A 15444-nucleotide genomic window follows, 5' to 3' on the forward strand; every position below is an offset into this window, starting at 1 on the left:
AAGGAGTTATATCTACAAAGCGAGAATTTTGTACGTGAAAATAATACGCCAATAGCCTCTGGGAGAGGGTGCTGGTGGAAAGAACTTACGATGAGGAGTGAAACAAATGAGTCTACTCATTGATCTTGAACAACGAGAAAATGTATTGTGTGTTAGGTTAGAAGGTGAATTAGACCACCACACAGCAATGGAATTACGTGAAAAAGTTGACCTTGCTTTAGAGGAACAACATTTACGTCACGTTTTGCTGAATTTGGAACAGTTGACGTTTATGGATAGTTCAGGGTTAGGTGTTGTATTAGGGCGTTATAAACTTGTTAAGGAACAAGGTGGAGAAATGGTTGTTTGTTCAATTTCCCCTCAAGTGAAGCGTTTATTTGATTTGTCGGGAATGTTTAAAATCATTCGTCTTGAATCGAATGAAATGGATGCACTAATGAAATTGGGGGTGGCGTCATGAGAAATAAAATGGAACTATCATTTTCAGCGCTTAGTGAAAATGAATCGTTTGCCCGTGTAACGGTTGGGGCTTTTGTGGCGCAACTCGACCCGACAATGGACGAGCTGACAGAGTTAAAAACAGTTGTCAGTGAAGCAGTAACAAATGCAATTATTCATGGCTACCACGAGGATACCGAAGGGATGGTTTACTTAGAAGTGGAGCTTGAAGAAGATGTCGTTCGTTTGAGAATTGTAGATAAGGGTGTAGGAATCCACAATGTCGATGAGGCAAAACAACCATTGTATACATCGAAGCCTGAATTAGAAAGAAGTGGAATGGGCTTTACAATTATGGAGAATTTTATGGATGAGATAAACATCGAATCAGAACCGATGATAGGTACGACAGTAACACTAGTAAAGCGACTATCTAAGCAACGAGCTCTTTGTAATTGAAGGGGCGGTGCTTATGGACGTAGGAGTACAACAATCCAAAGAAACGTACCTTAATGACAAAGAAGTAAAAAGGCTAATTAAAGCAGCCCAAGAAGGAGATCAAGAGGCACGAGACCGTATTGTCAATGTAAATACTCGACTTGTATGGTCAGTCGTCCAAAGATTTCTTAATAGAGGGTATGAAGCAGATGATTTATTTCAAATCGGTTGTATCGGTCTGATTAAGTCTGTTGATAAATTTGATCTAAGTTACGATGTGAAATTTTCAACGTATGCAGTCCCTATGATCATTGGCGAAATACAGCGCTTTTTAAGAGATGATGGGACAGTGAAAGTTAGTCGTTCAATTAAAGAAAGTGCAAATAAAATTCGCAAATTAAAAGATGAATTATCGAAGACGCTAGGGCGTGTGCCGACCATTAATGAGATTGCTGAAAAACTAGATATGACTCCTGAAGAGGTCGTGTTTGCTCAAGAAGCAAGCCGACAATTAACTTCCATCCATGAAACTGTCTATGAAAACGATGGCGATCCAATTACATTACTTGATCAAATTTCAGATGACGAGGATAAGAAATGGTTTGACAAACTTGCGTTAAGAGACGAAATTGACCGTTTAGACGAACGGGAAAAATTAATCGTCTACATGAGGTATTACAAAGACCAAACACAGTCACAAGTGGCAGAACGGCTTGGAATATCACAAGTGCAAGTGTCGCGTCTTGAAAAGAAAATATTACATCAGTTAAAAGAACAGCTCGGTTAATGCCGGGTTGTTTTTTTGTGTGATTCGATTTTTAATTTGACAGTTAATAGTATAACGGCCAACGAAGCTTTCGTAATTTAGACTTAGTGATCATCCATGTTTACACGTTTAGGATTTATTAACCTTAGTGAAAAATTAGCTCTATGTAGAGGGGATTTAAGAATATTAAAGGCTTACCAGCTTAAAAATGTGATGCCCTATAGCAACGCCTATACTAGCCCCTCCTGTGCGTGCACCCGAATAGGCGAGATTTCATTAATTTTACCAAGGCTAGGTAATCGTAAGTTTCTTTATGAATTGTTTTTCCATGATTACTACATACTACAAAATAAATATGTACCTTTCTTATTTTAATGGACGAGTTTTTTGACAGTCAGTATACGGTTAGAGGGTTCAATTACGTCTCGTGAAAAAGAGTTTTAAGAAATGAGGTTTTTCAATGGAAAAAAAAGTATACCTTCGATTGAAAAGTCGTCATTGGCAAAAGCGGGGTCAGATGGTTTATATCAAGGATATCGCTCAATTGATAACGGAAGGAGTATCTTTCTATAAGCTTTCCCAGCTTCCGGTTACACTGTTGCGTGCTGAAGATAAAACTGTAAAGGTCATTGATGTAATGAATGTTGTAAAAGTGATTCAAAAGGAAATCCCTGAAGCTGATATACAAGTGATTGGACCAACCCAGACAATTCTTCTATTAAAAGAAGAGAAGAAGCCGATAAAACCGTTATTATTTGTACTCGTATGGCTTTTGTTATTTATTGGAGCTGGCCTTGCGGTCATGAATTTTCATGAGGATGTAAGTATGCAAGAGGTGCATATTAAATTACATGAAAGAATTGTAGGAGAGCGTGTTGAACATCCTTTATGGCTACAAATCCCTTACTCGATCGGTTTAGGACTAGGGATGATCTTATTTTTTAACCATATTTTTAAGAAGAAGTTTAATGAAGAACCTAGTCCGATGGAACTGGAAATGTTTAATTATGAAGAGAATATCGATCGATATGTATCGGTGTATGAAAACCCTGCATGGGGAGACAAGAAAGATGAATAGTCAAATGACGTCGATCATTATCGGGTTAGCTGGTGGTCTTGCGGTTGGAAGTGGACTTGTTGCTTTTTTGACTGTATTAGGCATTATCCCAAGGCTTTCTCACTTAACAAGAACGACAAAGAATTTACGTGCGTATGAATGGGCAATTATTTTAGGTTCACAAGTAGGAATATGGTTTAGTCTCGGTGACCCGATGCTTTCTTTTCCGAAGTTTACTCTAGCGATTGTTGGACTAGCATGTGGTTTATTTATCGGTATGTTAGCGGCAGCGTTAACAGAAGTGTTAAATGTTTTTCCGATCCTAGCAAAACGGATAGGAATGAAACAAAAAATATCATGGCTTATTCTTGCGATTGTTTTTGGCAAAATTTTTGGTTCCCTTTATCATTGGCTCGTATTCGTCAAATAAAAAGAGATGGCTTATAGATGAGTATTGTAAGTAATTCAAAAAGTTGTTGGATGTCTGCTATTGAAAGAATGCAAAGGAGAGATTACATGATTTCCAAAAAGCGGGTTATATTAATCACAGACGGTGATGAATCAGCAAAGGCCGCTGTAAGGTTAGCTGCAGAAGAATTGGATTGCTCTGTCGTTAATGAATCAGGTGGAAATCCAACAAGATTAAGTGGTGAAGAGATTATAAAAGTGATCTTATCAGCGAAAAAAGAACCAGTTTTAGTCATGTTTGATGATTGCGGTCATGCTGAAGCAGGTCCTGGTGAGATTGCGCTAAAAAGAGTTGTAGAATCAACAGAAATTGAAGTGTTAGGAGCTGTGGCAGTAGCTTCCCAATCCTTTTCCCACGAATGGACAAAAGTTGACGTGTCTATTAACCGGAATGGTGATTTGACAGAGTATGGTGTCGATAAAGATGGGATTGATGGTCTAGAAATTGGCCGAATTCGAGGCGATACGGTTTATTCATTAGATGAATTATCTTTACCGATCGTCGTTGGAGTCGGTGATTTAGGAAAAATGGGAGGCCATGATGTGATAGAGAGAGGAGCACCAATTACAAAACAAGCAATAGAGCTGATTTTGGAAAGGAGTGGTCATATTGAGTAAGAAAGATGAAACGAAAATTGATCATCCGTTTACAAACGATTTACGAGATAATGAAAGACGTATTAAAGAGCGTGTAGGGATTGGGAAAAGTTTTGATGTTGGAGTTCGGAAGGTATACATACAAGATAAAGAAGTACAATTTTACTTTGTTAACGGTTTGTGTGATATTCAATATATCATTGAACTGTTAAAAGAACTAATGTTTCTCGATGCTAATGAACCAAAGGAGGGGCGTGTAAGAGATCAAATTGAAAATCGCCTCACACACGTACAAGTTGAATATGCAAAAACGATCGATGATGCATTGACTCAAATGCTGTCTGGTCTAATATTCATCTTAATTGAAGGCGAAAGTGACGCCATTGTTATTGATGTACGTAGTTATCCTGGACGTGGTCCTGAAGAGCCAGATACAGAAAAGGTTGTTCGTGGAGCAAGGGATGGTTATACTGAAAATATTATTGAAAATACCGGTTTAACTAGGCGACGAATTCGTGATGAACGACTACGAAATGAAATTATGCGAGTTGGACGTCGGTCAAAAACAGATATTAGTATAAGTTACATTGATGGACTTGCTGATCCTGACTTAATAGAGATTGTTCGACAAGAGTTGGAGAATATTGATATTGACGCATTAACGATGGGTGATAAATTTGTTGAAGAGTTTATTGTAAAACAAGGTGCCAATCCTTTTCCGATGGTAAGGTATACAGAAAGGCCTGATGTTGCTGCAACTCATTTGATGGAAGGACACGTGATTATTTTTGTCGACGCATCTCCTTCTGTCATCATCTTACCGACAACATTTTTCCATCACGTTCAACATGCTGAAGAATACAGACAAGCTCCAATGGTAGGCACTTTTTTACGTTGGGTTCGTTTTTCGGGAATGATCTTTTCTCTATTTATTTTACCGTTATGGTTTTTAATGGTCATTCAACCAGAATTACTACCTGAGAACTTACAATTTATAGGACCGGAAGATGATGATTATAACGTTCCTATCTTTGCGCAAATACTGTTAGCAGAGCTTGGGATAGAATTATTAAGAATGGCCGCCATTCATACACCATCTCCACTTGCCACAGCATTAGGCTTAGTTGCGGCGTTGTTAATTGGTGAAATTGCGATTGAGGTAGGAATGTTTGGTGCAGAGGTTATTTTGTATGTTGCAGTTGGTGCGATTGGTATGTTTGCAACTCCAAGTTATGAAATGGGAATTGCCTTGAAGATTTACCGATTTGTTTTACTATTTGCGGTGTTATTCTTCCAAGCCCCAGGGTTTGTTGTTGCAACGACCGTCTTATTCTTACTACTTGTAATCGTGAAATCTTTGGACGTTCCGTATATGTGGCCGTTCTTACCTTTTTATCCGAAAGCATTCTGGGATATATTAATTCGTCAAGCGATTCCTTCTAAACTAAGAAGGCCGAGTATTGTTCAGCCAGGTGACCCAATAAAACAAAGCAATTCTTCGTAAGGTTAAGGAGCTTGTTTATAAATTGATATAATGTAGGTAACTGGTGGGAATTAGTACTTGAAGGAATAAAATAGGTGTGCTATTGTTTACTCTAACAGTTTTATAATCCCTCGATTATTATCGTCGGGAGGTAGAGGTGCAATGAGAATTAGTAAGTTAGCGGAGTATTAGGAGTGCGACGATGATAACTGAAAGGTCAATTTGCCGAAGTATTTATAAGTCTCCAACTTATAAATTACTGGGGTATTACTGAATAAGTAATGCACTGTCACTACGAATGTAGTGGAGCACTATCCTGTTGGTCACGTGATAATATAACTTATTGTTGTGTCAAGGATAACGGAGCTCCGTTATCCTTTTTGTTTTTATTAGCTGGGAGACCGCGGAGAAGGACAAAACGAGGAGAGTAGAATGATGAATTTATATGGTACAAGTAGAGTAAACGAACAAGGTCACTTAATGATCGGTGATGTAGATACAACAAAATTAGTGCAAAAATATGGTACACCTTTATATGTATATGATGTGAAGGATATTTGTGATCGTGCGAATCAATTTAAGGGTGCTTTTGAAAGAAACGGAATGTCTTACCAAGTTGCCTATGCAAGTAAGGCATTTAGCTGCGTAGCAATGTTTCAACTTGTTGATGAACTTGGATTAAGTTTAGACGTTGTTTCAGGTGGAGAGTTATATACAGCGTTAGAAGCAAACTTCCCAGCAGAGCGAATTCACTTCCATGGTAATAACAAGTCATTACCGGAGATTGAAATGGCCGTACGAGAAAATGTTGGTTGTTTTGTCGTAGATAATTTTACCGAGTTATCATTATTAATGGGTGTCACACAATCAATGAAACGCAAAATGGATGTTCTTATTCGAATTACTCCAGGTGTTGAAGCACACACACATGAATATATTTCTACTGGACAAGAAGATTCAAAATTTGGGTTTGATATTCAAAGTGGTCAAGCAGCAAAAGCAATTGAGATGATTCAATCAGATGAATTCTTAACATTAAAAGGGGTACATTCTCATATTGGCTCACAAATTTTTGAAACAGATGGCTTTGTTTCTGCTGTTCACGAGATATATGAGAGTTTACGGAAGTGGCATGACGAATTTTCCTTCACTCCAGAAGTACTAAACTTAGGAGGAGGTTTTGGGATTCGTTATACTAAAGAGGATGAGCCTCTTCCATTAGGTGATTATGTAGAAGCGATGGTTCAAAGTGTGAAGAACGAAAGTCTCAAATCTGGATTTCCGATACCTGAAATTTGGATTGAGCCTGGCAGAGCTTTAGTTGGTGAAGCAGGAACAACACTTTACTCTATCGGCGCAAGAAAAACAATTCCAGGAATTCGTACGTACTTATCTGTTGATGGTGGAATGACAGATAATATTAGACCAGCCTTATACCAAGCAAAGTATGAAGCTGTTGTAGCGAATAAAATGGATGAAAAGAATGAAGAGACCGTGTCAGTTGCAGGTAAGTGCTGTGAAAGTGGAGACATGCTTATTTGGGATATTAACTTGCCAAAGGTAAACCAAGGTGACATGTTAGCTGTATTATCTACAGGAGCTTACGGATATTCAATGGCCAGTAATTACAATCGTATTCAAAAGCCTGCAGTTGTTTTCGTAGAAAACGGAGAAGAGCAATGTGTCATTGAACGTGAAACATACGCCGATCTTATAAAAAATGAACGTGGGTATAGTTTGAAGGAAAAAAAAGACCCAATAGTAAATAACTCTTAAAATAATATATGTGAAAAAAATTAGTGTCTTGTACTTTTTTCATACCTTTAAGGTATGAAGTGCAGGCACTTTTTTTGTAATGGTCTAGGAAATTATAAAATACGTGCTTGTGGATAAATTTCTAGCTAGTGGTTACGTCTAGCTCCAATAATAGATACTAGAAGCAGTAGAAATACACGCAGACTCTAGCGGTAACAGCATCGAGCATTACTTCTTTGAAGAGCTTCGAGCTGCGACGAGTAATCGCAGGAGCCACAAGGTGAAGATCCACTTTGGAAGGAAATGTGTTTTCTTTCCAAAGTTTTAGCTGAAGCCGTGCCCGCGGCAAAGAAGACACTGTGACTTCAAACGAAGTGAAGAATGAACAGATGTCGCACTTGTACTCTGGAGTGAAACCGATGTAGCGTGTACTTCCAAACACGCAATGTGTTTCTTTATTCATTTCACATGAATTTTTAGGTTGGACTTAACAAAAATCTAGTGTGAATTTCTTTTCTTTATAAAATGTTGTAATATAGTATGGATAGCTATTTCAATGAATGGAGGAACGAAAATGAAAAAAGGTGAAATTGTTTTTGAAACTGGTGAAAAGGTTGTTATTGAGTTTTACCCAGAAGAAGCACCAGGAACTGTTGAAAATTTTGAGAAGTTAGCAAAAGAAGGGTTTTATGACGGTTTAACGTTCCACCGTGTCATTCCAGGGTTCGTTGCACAAGGTGGTTGTCCTACAGGTAATGGTACAGGAGGCCCTGGTTATTCCATTAAATGCGAAACTGAAGGAAACCCACATAAACATGAGCGTGGATCATTATCAATGGCTCATGCCGGTAAAGACACAGGTGGAAGTCAGTTCTTCATCGTTTTTGAACCACAGCCACATTTAGATGGTGTACATACAGTGTTCGGTAAAGTGATTGAAGGGATGGAAGCTGTCGATCGAATTCGTCCTGGGGATGTAATGTCTGAGGTACGTGTTTACGACGAAGAGTAGAAGATAATGATTGAGGGTCTTTCCGATCTGTATTTTCACTATACATATTGGAGGGACTCTTTTTATATTCTAAAAACAAAAGGTGACCTTTTTTGAAATACTTGTGATATAATAAACATATATAAAAAGATGGCTTGCTGCCATATCGTACTTTCATTAATTGTTCATCAAGTGAATGATTAAGAAGGTAGGATTATACATGTTTCCTTCGGGGCAGGGTGAAAATCCCAACCGGCGGTGATGCAGATGAAATGTTCATACTGCTAAGCCCGTGACCCGGCATGAGAAATCGTGACGGTGGATCTGGTGAGAGACCAGGGCCGACAGTATAGTCTGGATGGGAGAAGGAACGAATGCAAAATGTTTTTAACTGAACGAAGGGATAAGTGTACCTTTATCCAATATTCGTTGTAGTGAAAGCATTTGTAAGGTTTAAAAAATGATATTTTAAACCTTTATTTAAGCGTGCGTTTCGTTTATAACCATAATCTGTCAGACCTGAAGGAGTTCATCCTTTAGGTCTTTTCTTTTTTAAATGGATAAATAAGGGAATGTTCAAAAGGAAGTAAGTGCCTTTTTTATTGAACAGTCTTTATAAAGTGAGGATTGCCTTATGAAAGATCACTATATGAAAATAGCTATAGACTTAGCGAAGTCCACGACTGGTCAGACGTCGCCAAACCCTGTTGTCGGTGCAGTGATCGTGAATGATCATCAAGTCGTCGGGATGGGGGCGCATTTAAAGGCTGGCGAAAATCACGCTGAACGTAATGCGATTGAAATGGCGAAAGAGAAATGTCGTGGAGCAACAATATACGTAACACTTGAGCCATGTTCTCATCATGGGCGCACTCCTCCGTGTGCTGATGCCATCATTGAAGCGGGGATTCGTAAAGTTGTTGTCGCATCAGTTGACCCAAATCCGAAAGTAGCAGGAAGTGGGATTCAAAAATTACGCGAAGCAAATATCGAAGTAGAAACTAACATGATGAAAGAGGAAGCTGATGCGATTAATAAAGTGTTTTTCCACTATATCCAAACGAAAAAGCCGTTTGTAACGTTAAAATCAGCAACAAGTTTGGATGGGAAAATAGCGACAAATACTGGAGAAAGTCAATGGATAACTGGAGAAGAAGCGAGGTACGATGTCCACAATTTACGTCACGAACATGACAGTATATTAGTTGGTGTGAACACGGTACTTGTTGACAATCCATCTTTAACAACGCGACTATCGGATGGAGGGAAAAATCCGATTCGTATCGTGTTGGATCACCATTTGCGAATACCTTTAGATGCAAAGCTTCTAACCGATCAAAAAGCAAAAACATGGATCGTTACGACAAAGCATGCAGACCCGTCGAAAGTGGAGCGTCTTAAGCAACTAGGTGCAGAAGTTCTCCAGCTCAATGAAGATAAGATCGAAGTACCCTCTTTATTAAAACTTCTAGGTGAAAAAGAAGTAACATCACTATTAGTTGAAGGTGGAGGGATCGTTAATGATAGCTTTTTAAGGTTAGGGGAGTACCAAGAAGTTGTCGTTTATTTAGCGCCTACGATTATTGGAGGCAATCATGCACCATCATCGTTTTCTGGTAAAGGCTTTTCATTATTAAAAGATACACCAAATTTACAAATAGAAGATATGAAAAGATTAGGAAAAGATTTAAAAATTATATTAAAGAAGGGGGAGGATTAAGTGTTTACGGGGATCATCGAAGAAAAGGGGACAATTTTACAAATGCGTCAAACAGGTGACGCTGTCGTTATGAAAATCGCCGCTAAAAAGGTTCTAAGTGACGTGAATCTCGGAGATAGCATTGCTGTTAACGGCGTTTGTTTAACCGTCACTAGCTATAATGATTCTGCTTTTACCGTCGATTTAATGCCTGAAACCGTTCGTCATACAAGTTTACGTAACTTATCTAATGGTTCATATGTAAACTTAGAGCGCGCAATGGCAGCAAATGGACGCTTTGGGGGACACTTCGTATCTGGCCACGTCGATGGTGTTGGTACGATAAGACAAAAACGACATGAGCATAATGCTGTCTATTATGAAATTGAAATTGCTAATGAACTAAGGAAATACATGATGATGAAAGGGAGCGTATGTGTAGATGGAACGAGTTTAACCATCTTTGGATTAAGTGAAGATTCATTTACAATATCGATCATCCCACATACGATTCAGGAAACGATCATTGGAGAGAAAGAACCAGGAGACATTGTCAATATAGAATGTGATATGCTCGCAAAATATATGGAGCAACTCTTATATTACAGGACATCAAACGACGAGACATCATCAGAAAAATTAACGGAAAGCTTTTTAAAAGAACACGGATTTTAACCCCGAAGGGAGAGAGGTTACATGTTTGATCCAATTGAGGAAGCGATATACGAGTTGATCCAAGGGAATGTTGTCATTGTTTGTGATGATGAAGACCGAGAAAACGAAGGTGATTTTGTTTCGCTTGCAGAAAAAACTACACCAGAAGTCATTAATTTTATGATTACACATGGCCGTGGTTTAGTATGTGCACCAATCACTCGCGAACGAGCTGAGAAACTTGAACTTCTACCAATGGTTGATCATAATACAGACCCACATGGTACAGCGTTTACTGTCAGTGTTGATCATAAGCATACAACAACAGGGATTTCTGCTCATGAACGTTCTTTAACAGTTAAAGCTTTGATTGATCCAGAGGCAAAAGTAGCCGATTTCAAAAAACCAGGACATATTTTTCCACTTGTCGCAAAAGATGGTGGTGTCCTACGACGCGCAGGTCACACAGAAGCGGCAGTTGATTTAGCAAGAATGTGTGGTTCAGAGCCAGCTGGAGTCATTTGTGAAATTATTAAAGAAGATGGTTCTATGGCAAGAGTCCCAGACTTAAGAAAAATTGCCGATGAACATGACTTGAAAATGGTAACCATTAAAGATTTGATCCAATACCGTAACCGTAAAGATCAACTAGTAAAAAAAGAAGTAGAAATTGACTTACCAACTGACTTTGGTGATTTCAAAGCGATTGGCTATTCTAATATCGTTGATGGTAAAGAGCACGTAGCGATTGTTAAAGGTGAAATTAACAGTGAAACACCTACACTAGTACGTGTACACTCAGAATGTTTAACAGGGGATGTATTCGGCTCACAAAGATGTGATTGTGGACCTCAGCTTCACGCAGCATTAGAACAAATTGAAAAAGCAGGTACTGGTGTGTTATTGTATATGCGCCAAGAAGGTCGAGGAATCGGCTTGTTAAATAAAATGAGAGCTTATAAACTACAAGAAGAGGGATACGATACTGTTGAAGCGAATGAAAAGTTAGGCTTCGCTCCAGACTTAAGAGACTATGGGATTGGCGCACAAATTTTACGCGACTTAGGTATTCGTAAAATGAAGCTACTTACAAATAACCCTAGAAAAATAACAGGGTTAAAAGGATATGACCTTGAAGTTGTTGACAGGGTTGCACTTCAACTTCCAACGTCAAAAGCAAATGAACGATATTTAAAAGTAAAAAAAGATAAACTAGGACATTTACTACATTTTTAACACTTTGAGGAGGCAAACTATGGGAAACGTATATGAAGGACATCTAGTAGGATCAGGATTAAAGGTAGGAATTGTTACAGGTAGGTTTAATGAATTTATTACAAGCAAATTATTAGGTGGCGCACAAGATGCATTTAAACGTCATGGAATTGATGAGGCAGATGTTGACATCGCTTGGGTACCAGGTGCTTATGAAATTCCGGTTATTGCTAAGAAAATGGCCGAATCAGGGAAGTATGATGCAGTTGTTACATTAGGAACAGTTATTCGCGGATCTACTCCGCACTTTGACTATGTTTGTTCTGAAGTAGCAAAGGGTGTTTCTTCGATTTCCTTATCAACAGGTGTTCCTGTTATTTTCGGTGTCTTAACAACAGATACGATTGAGCAAGCTGTCGAAAGAGCTGGAACTAAAGCAGGAAATAAAGGTTGGGAAGCGGCTGTTTCAGCAATTGAAATGGCTAACTTAACGAAAAGTTTCTCATAAAGAGGGGTAATCATGCTCGTTCCATATAAACAAGAATATGAAAAGATTGCGATGGGCTTACTTTCATTTATGCCAGATGAAAAGAAAGTAAAACATCTACAACAAACGATCGAGCAATATAAAGAACTTGAAAATGCTCATTTATATTTATGGAAAGAAGAGTCGTATATCGGTGTTATCGGAGTGGAAACGTGTGAAGAAGGGATCTTCTTAAAGGACTTATCCGTTAACCCATCTTATCGTAATGAAGGAATAGCTACGAAAATGATTGATTCATTAGAAGAGAAATTAAATGTTACATTACAAGGATCAAAATATACGAAGGAATTTCTTGATAAGTGTCGTAATGATTAAAGCAAGGAAGAGTTAACTCTTCCTTGCTTTCAGTTTTCTTTCGAGTGCATCTTCTCTTTCTTGAATGACTTCTGAGCGATCTCTTAATTTGTGTTTATATATAAGGTTTTTATTATCCATATTTTCAATACCGCACCATCGATAACCCTTTTGTGAGCATTGTTGTTTACAGAGACGAATCAACTCATCATCTGTAATTGGAATGTTTAAAGGCTGATAAGGTCCATTAACCCTAACACGTTGGATACGGTTTGTAACAATTTCTGCTAATACTTTGGGATCAATACCTATTGATTCAAATAATTTAGGGTCATTTGTTAATTGGTATCGCGTTTTTTCATATAAACGTAGACTGCCTTTTTGATTATTTTGTCTCTCGTGGTAAACGGCTACAGCAAGTTGAATGAGTGTTAACCATTTTTTACCACCGTATTCTTTCCAATATTCTTCCATAACTTCATGGCATTCGAAGTAATCTCTCGTACCATGAAAGTGGAGAAGGTATTCAATATATGCTTTAGGATAATAACTCATAAAATCCCCCTAATTAAAAGTAAAGACGATACAACGGTGCCTTTCGCTTTTCTTATAAATAAGAACTTATATAATTCTTGTCTCTCGATAGTTGTCTAGCTCAGCGCCTACTTGACTCCTGCGTCACTTCGTTTTACTCGTCGCAAAGCAGCAAGGAAGCAAACTCAATGCCGTAGCTTCGCTCAAGGTCATTTCGCCCCGTCAATTGAAGCCATAGAAGAGCGACTACTTCTTTCCGGCTATTCAAAGAGCGTTTACATCACGAGTGAGCTTCGAATTGCACGGGCGGATAAACTACAAAGCAGCGCTAGTAGAGGATGAGGCAGTGCTTGTCGCTCGTGTGCATAGGCGCTTGCTCTTTTCTTATAAATCGTAACATAAAAATAACACAGAATCTTTAATTTCGCCTTATTAATCAACTGTCAAACTTGTTTATGGTATAATGCTTGAAAGAATAATGAAAATGGTGAGAAGATGCAATACAGTGTGAAACTCCAGTCATTTGAAGGTCCTTTGGACTTATTATTACATTTAATACAAAAAAATGATTTAGATATTTATGATATTCCTGTAAAAGAGATTACAGAACAATACATGGCTTATATTCATGCGATGCAAGTTCTTCATTTAGACATAGCAAGTGAATATTTAGTAATGGCTTCTACGTTACTACATATGAAGAGTCAAATGCTATTGCCTGCTCAAGAAGAAGAGTTAGATGAAGAAGAATTTTACTATGAAGAGGAAGACGATCCTCGAGAATATTTAATGAAACGACTCGTTGAATATAAAAGATATAAAGAAGCTGCAAATGAATTGAAAGAACGCGAGCGCGAAAGAAGCGATTTATTTTCGAAACCAATGACCGATTTAACTCCTCTAATTAAAGAGCGAGATGAGCGTGAAGAAACGTCGAATATGAATGTCACAATTTATGATATGCTTCAAGCCTTTCAAAAAATGAAAAAACGTAAAACAGTAAAAGAACCTGTTTATTCCAAAATACAGCGTGATGATATACCAATCGATGATAAAATGACGCAAATCATGGAAGATTTACACCTTCATAAAGGAAGAAGAAGGTTTTCTGATTTATTTGAGACAGAAGAAAAGCATCATATTGTTGTAACTTTTCTCGCGCTATTAGAGCTTATGAAATCGAATGTAATAAAATGTGAACAAGAAAGTAATTTTGAAGATATTATTATATATAAAAAGGAGGCGGTCCTTGTTGAAAAGTCATGAAATTAAAGCAGTCATCGAAGGACTCCTTTTCGTTTCAGGTGAAGAAGGTATCGATGAGAAGCAGATCATGGATGTTCTGCAATTAGATCGAAAGTCAGTGAAGTTTTATATGAATGAATTAAAGGAGTTGTATTCTTCAGATTCGCGTGGAATACAATTAGTAGAAGTAGCGGGAGGCTATCAATTAACGACAAAGGCAGAACATGCGCCATTTTTTAAACGTTTAGTGCAAGCACCTTCTTCTACAACTCTATCTCAGGCAGCTCTTGAAACATTAGCAATTGTCGCTTATAAACAACCGATTTCGCGTGTCGAGATTGAAGACATACGTGGGGTGAAGTCTGAACGACCGATTCGAACGTTAACAGCCAAATCATTAATAAAAGAAGCAGGCAGAGCTGAGGGGACCGGACGAGCCATATTATATGGGACAACGAAAGAGTTTCTCGAGCAATTTGGACTTAAGTCCATAGAAGAACTTCCACCTCTACCAGAAAATATTGAAGAAAGTGGAGCCGACGAAGAAGTCGACCTCTTTTTCGCGAAATTCCAAGAACAAATGAATTCAAATATAAATGACGAAGAAGGGAATGACGAATCAAATGGGTAACGATTTAGTACAACAACAGTTAAGTTTCACGACAAAAAAAATGGAAGAAGTAACAAATGAGCTAAGGTACTTTTTAAACAATATTACGTTGAAACAATTACGAAAAGATGATGAAGAAACGGCGGTTGAAACATCCGTACAAGAGTATGAGTTAATTTTAGATCAATTTCGTAGACTCCTAGTTTTTTTTGATGAAGGTAGGGAATCGGGAAATTTAATTTTACGAAGCGGAAGCTTTCGAAAAGGGGCGGCAGAAAAAACATTGTATTGGATTTTCCACCAATGCATTGAGGAATTTTTTCAGCCGAAAACAGATGTATGGTATGAGGATAGCCGTGCTGCTTATACTGGTAAAAATGCAATTCAGTTTCGCACAGATGTACCGAAGCCAATGAAAGAGTTAATTGCTTCAATCGAAGGTCCGCTGCAAGAGATCCGCGAAGAATTAGAGTATTACGAAACTGATTATCGCACAAAGGTTAGACAACGTGGTGTTGAATAGGAAGGACAAAGGTGAGCATATGCTTGCCTTTTTTTGTTTTAATTAAGTCTAAAGTGAATGAATTTCATAATTACGTTTTTTTGCGCAGTGAAACGAATGAAAAGCCAAGTTTTGTTTACACTATAAGAAT

The 15444-nt window shown here is 38.0% G+C and carries 18 protein-coding genes and 2 riboswitches; of the genes, 17 read left to right on the plus strand and 1 reads right to left on the minus strand.

Features of this window, described 5'->3' with window-relative positions:
* Window positions 1-106 precede the first annotated feature (106 nt).
* The 14 genes from spoIIAA to LGQ02_RS08170 all read left to right on the plus strand — a co-directional run bounded on the left by spoIIAA (window position 107) and on the right by LGQ02_RS08170 (window position 12423).
* Window positions 107-460, plus strand: a complete 354-nt coding sequence (gene spoIIAA, locus LGQ02_RS08105) for an anti-sigma F factor antagonist (RefSeq protein WP_226517681.1) — start codon at window positions 107-109, stop codon at window positions 458-460.
* Window positions 457-897 (plus strand): anti-sigma F factor, encoded by a 441-nt coding sequence (gene spoIIAB, locus LGQ02_RS08110; RefSeq protein ID WP_226517682.1) that lies wholly within the window; start codon window positions 457-459, stop codon window positions 895-897. The genes spoIIAA and spoIIAB overlap by 4 nt, the downstream gene beginning before the upstream one ends.
* 13 nt (window positions 898-910) lie before the next feature.
* Entirely contained in the window at window positions 911-1663 is a 753-nt protein-coding gene (sigF, locus tag LGQ02_RS08115) for an RNA polymerase sporulation sigma factor SigF (protein ID WP_226517683.1), read from the plus strand.
* A 439-nt stretch (window positions 1664-2102) separates the two neighbouring features.
* A complete protein-coding gene (locus LGQ02_RS08120) occupies window positions 2103-2720 on the plus strand; it encodes a stage V sporulation protein AA (protein WP_226517684.1) in 618 nt (205 codons plus the stop codon).
* Window positions 2713-3129 (plus strand): stage V sporulation protein AB, encoded by a 417-nt coding sequence (locus LGQ02_RS08125; protein WP_226517685.1) that lies wholly within the window; start codon window positions 2713-2715, stop codon window positions 3127-3129. Before LGQ02_RS08120 ends, LGQ02_RS08125 begins: the two co-directional genes overlap by 8 nt.
* 86 nt (window positions 3130-3215) lie before the next feature.
* Window positions 3216-3785, plus strand: coding sequence for a stage V sporulation protein SpoVABEA (locus LGQ02_RS08130; protein ID WP_226517686.1), 570 nt, complete (start codon window positions 3216-3218; stop codon window positions 3783-3785).
* Entirely contained in the window at window positions 3778-5268 is a 1491-nt protein-coding gene (locus LGQ02_RS08135) for a spore germination protein (RefSeq protein WP_319003519.1), read from the plus strand. Before LGQ02_RS08130 ends, LGQ02_RS08135 begins: the two co-directional genes overlap by 8 nt.
* A 123-nt stretch (window positions 5269-5391) precedes the next feature.
* Window positions 5392-5569, plus strand: a riboswitch (Lysine riboswitch).
* A gap of 113 nt (window positions 5570-5682) precedes the next feature.
* Window positions 5683-7023 carry a diaminopimelate decarboxylase gene (gene lysA / locus LGQ02_RS08140; RefSeq protein WP_226518258.1) on the plus strand — a complete coding sequence of 447 codons (1341 nt, stop codon included), beginning with the start codon at window positions 5683-5685 and terminating at the stop codon, window positions 7021-7023.
* Between the two features lie 553 nt (window positions 7024-7576).
* Window positions 7577-8014, plus strand: a complete 438-nt coding sequence (locus tag LGQ02_RS08145) for a peptidylprolyl isomerase (protein ID WP_226517687.1) — start codon at window positions 7577-7579, stop codon at window positions 8012-8014.
* Between the two features lie 200 nt (window positions 8015-8214).
* Window positions 8215-8367: riboswitch (FMN riboswitch) on the plus strand.
* 260 nt (window positions 8368-8627) lie between these two features.
* Entirely contained in the window at window positions 8628-9713 is a 1086-nt protein-coding gene (ribD, locus tag LGQ02_RS08150; RefSeq protein ID WP_226517688.1) for a bifunctional diaminohydroxyphosphoribosylaminopyrimidine deaminase/5-amino-6-(5-phosphoribosylamino)uracil reductase RibD, read from the plus strand.
* Window positions 9714-10367 carry a riboflavin synthase gene (gene ribE / locus LGQ02_RS08155; RefSeq protein ID WP_226517689.1) on the plus strand — a complete coding sequence of 218 codons (654 nt, stop codon included), beginning with the start codon at window positions 9714-9716 and terminating at the stop codon, window positions 10365-10367. It abuts the gene before it with no gap.
* A 21-nt stretch (window positions 10368-10388) separates the two neighbouring features.
* Window positions 10389-11582 (plus strand): bifunctional 3,4-dihydroxy-2-butanone-4-phosphate synthase/GTP cyclohydrolase II, encoded by a 1194-nt coding sequence (locus LGQ02_RS08160; RefSeq protein WP_226517690.1) that lies wholly within the window; start codon window positions 10389-10391, stop codon window positions 11580-11582.
* A gap of 19 nt (window positions 11583-11601) precedes the next feature.
* Complete coding sequence (gene ribH / locus LGQ02_RS08165; protein ID WP_226517691.1) at window positions 11602-12069, plus strand: 6,7-dimethyl-8-ribityllumazine synthase; 468 nt, start codon at window positions 11602-11604, stop codon at window positions 12067-12069.
* Window positions 12070-12081: 12 nt separating this feature from the next.
* Complete coding sequence (locus LGQ02_RS08170) at window positions 12082-12423, plus strand: GNAT family N-acetyltransferase (protein WP_226517692.1); 342 nt, start codon at window positions 12082-12084, stop codon at window positions 12421-12423.
* Window positions 12424-12435: 12 nt separating this feature from the next.
* Here the strand turns inward: LGQ02_RS08170 and LGQ02_RS08175 are convergent, their stop codons facing one another.
* Window positions 12436-12957 (minus strand): DUF309 domain-containing protein, encoded by a 522-nt coding sequence (locus LGQ02_RS08175; protein ID WP_226517693.1) that lies wholly within the window; start codon window positions 12955-12957, stop codon window positions 12436-12438.
* A 474-nt stretch (window positions 12958-13431) separates the two neighbouring features.
* On the opposite strand from LGQ02_RS08175, the gene LGQ02_RS08180 reads away from it, so the two are divergent.
* Genes LGQ02_RS08180 through LGQ02_RS08190 form a run of 3 tightly spaced genes read left to right on the plus strand, consistent with a single transcriptional unit; the run spans window position 13432 to window position 15314 of the window.
* Window positions 13432-14202, plus strand: a complete 771-nt coding sequence (locus LGQ02_RS08180) for a segregation/condensation protein A (RefSeq protein ID WP_226517694.1) — start codon at window positions 13432-13434, stop codon at window positions 14200-14202.
* A complete protein-coding gene (gene scpB / locus LGQ02_RS08185) occupies window positions 14189-14812 on the plus strand; it encodes an SMC-Scp complex subunit ScpB (protein ID WP_226517695.1) in 624 nt (207 codons plus the stop codon). The genes LGQ02_RS08180 and scpB overlap by 14 nt, the downstream gene beginning before the upstream one ends.
* The gene (locus tag LGQ02_RS08190) at window positions 14793-15314 is read left to right on the plus strand and encodes a DUF3907 family protein (protein WP_226517696.1); all 522 of its coding nucleotides are present in this window, start codon (window positions 14793-14795) and stop codon (window positions 15312-15314) included. The genes scpB and LGQ02_RS08190 overlap by 20 nt, the downstream gene beginning before the upstream one ends.
* The last annotated feature ends 130 nt before the right edge of the window (window positions 15315-15444 follow it).

This window comes from Bacillus shivajii (assembly GCF_020519665.1).
In the GTDB taxonomy this organism is placed as follows: domain Bacteria; phylum Bacillota; class Bacilli; order Bacillales; family Salisediminibacteriaceae; genus Bacillus_CA; species Bacillus_CA shivajii.

Bases quoted from the DNA above. Each gene is read 5' to 3' on its own strand.
- LGQ02_RS08145 (WP_226517687.1), top strand. From the start codon at position 7,577: ATGAAAAAAGGTGAAATTGTTTTTGAAACTGGTGAAAAGGTTGTTATT.
- lysA (WP_226518258.1), top strand. From the start codon at position 5,683: ATGAATTTATATGGTACAAGTAGAGTAAACGAACAAGGTCACTTAATG.
- LGQ02_RS08120 (WP_226517684.1), top strand. From the start codon at position 2,103: ATGGAAAAAAAAGTATACCTTCGATTGAAAAGTCGTCATTGGCAAAAG.
- ribH (WP_226517691.1), top strand. From the start codon at position 11,602: ATGGGAAACGTATATGAAGGACATCTAGTAGGATCAGGATTAAAGGTA.
- LGQ02_RS08160 (WP_226517690.1), top strand. From the start codon at position 10,389: ATGTTTGATCCAATTGAGGAAGCGATATACGAGTTGATCCAAGGGAAT.
- LGQ02_RS08175 (WP_226517693.1), bottom strand. From the start codon at position 12,957: ATGAGTTATTATCCTAAAGCATATATTGAATACCTTCTCCACTTTCAT.
- spoIIAB (WP_226517682.1), top strand. From the start codon at position 457: ATGAGAAATAAAATGGAACTATCATTTTCAGCGCTTAGTGAAAATGAA.
- LGQ02_RS08180 (WP_226517694.1), top strand. From the start codon at position 13,432: ATGCAATACAGTGTGAAACTCCAGTCATTTGAAGGTCCTTTGGACTTA.
- ribD (WP_226517688.1), top strand. From the start codon at position 8,628: ATGAAAGATCACTATATGAAAATAGCTATAGACTTAGCGAAGTCCACG.
- spoIIAA (WP_226517681.1), top strand. From the start codon at position 107: ATGAGTCTACTCATTGATCTTGAACAACGAGAAAATGTATTGTGTGTT.
- LGQ02_RS08190 (WP_226517696.1), top strand. From the start codon at position 14,793: ATGACGAATCAAATGGGTAACGATTTAGTACAACAACAGTTAAGTTTC.
- sigF (WP_226517683.1), top strand. From the start codon at position 911: ATGGACGTAGGAGTACAACAATCCAAAGAAACGTACCTTAATGACAAA.
- LGQ02_RS08170 (WP_226517692.1), top strand. From the start codon at position 12,082: ATGCTCGTTCCATATAAACAAGAATATGAAAAGATTGCGATGGGCTTA.
- LGQ02_RS08130 (WP_226517686.1), top strand. From the start codon at position 3,216: ATGATTTCCAAAAAGCGGGTTATATTAATCACAGACGGTGATGAATCA.
- LGQ02_RS08125 (WP_226517685.1), top strand. From the start codon at position 2,713: ATGAATAGTCAAATGACGTCGATCATTATCGGGTTAGCTGGTGGTCTT.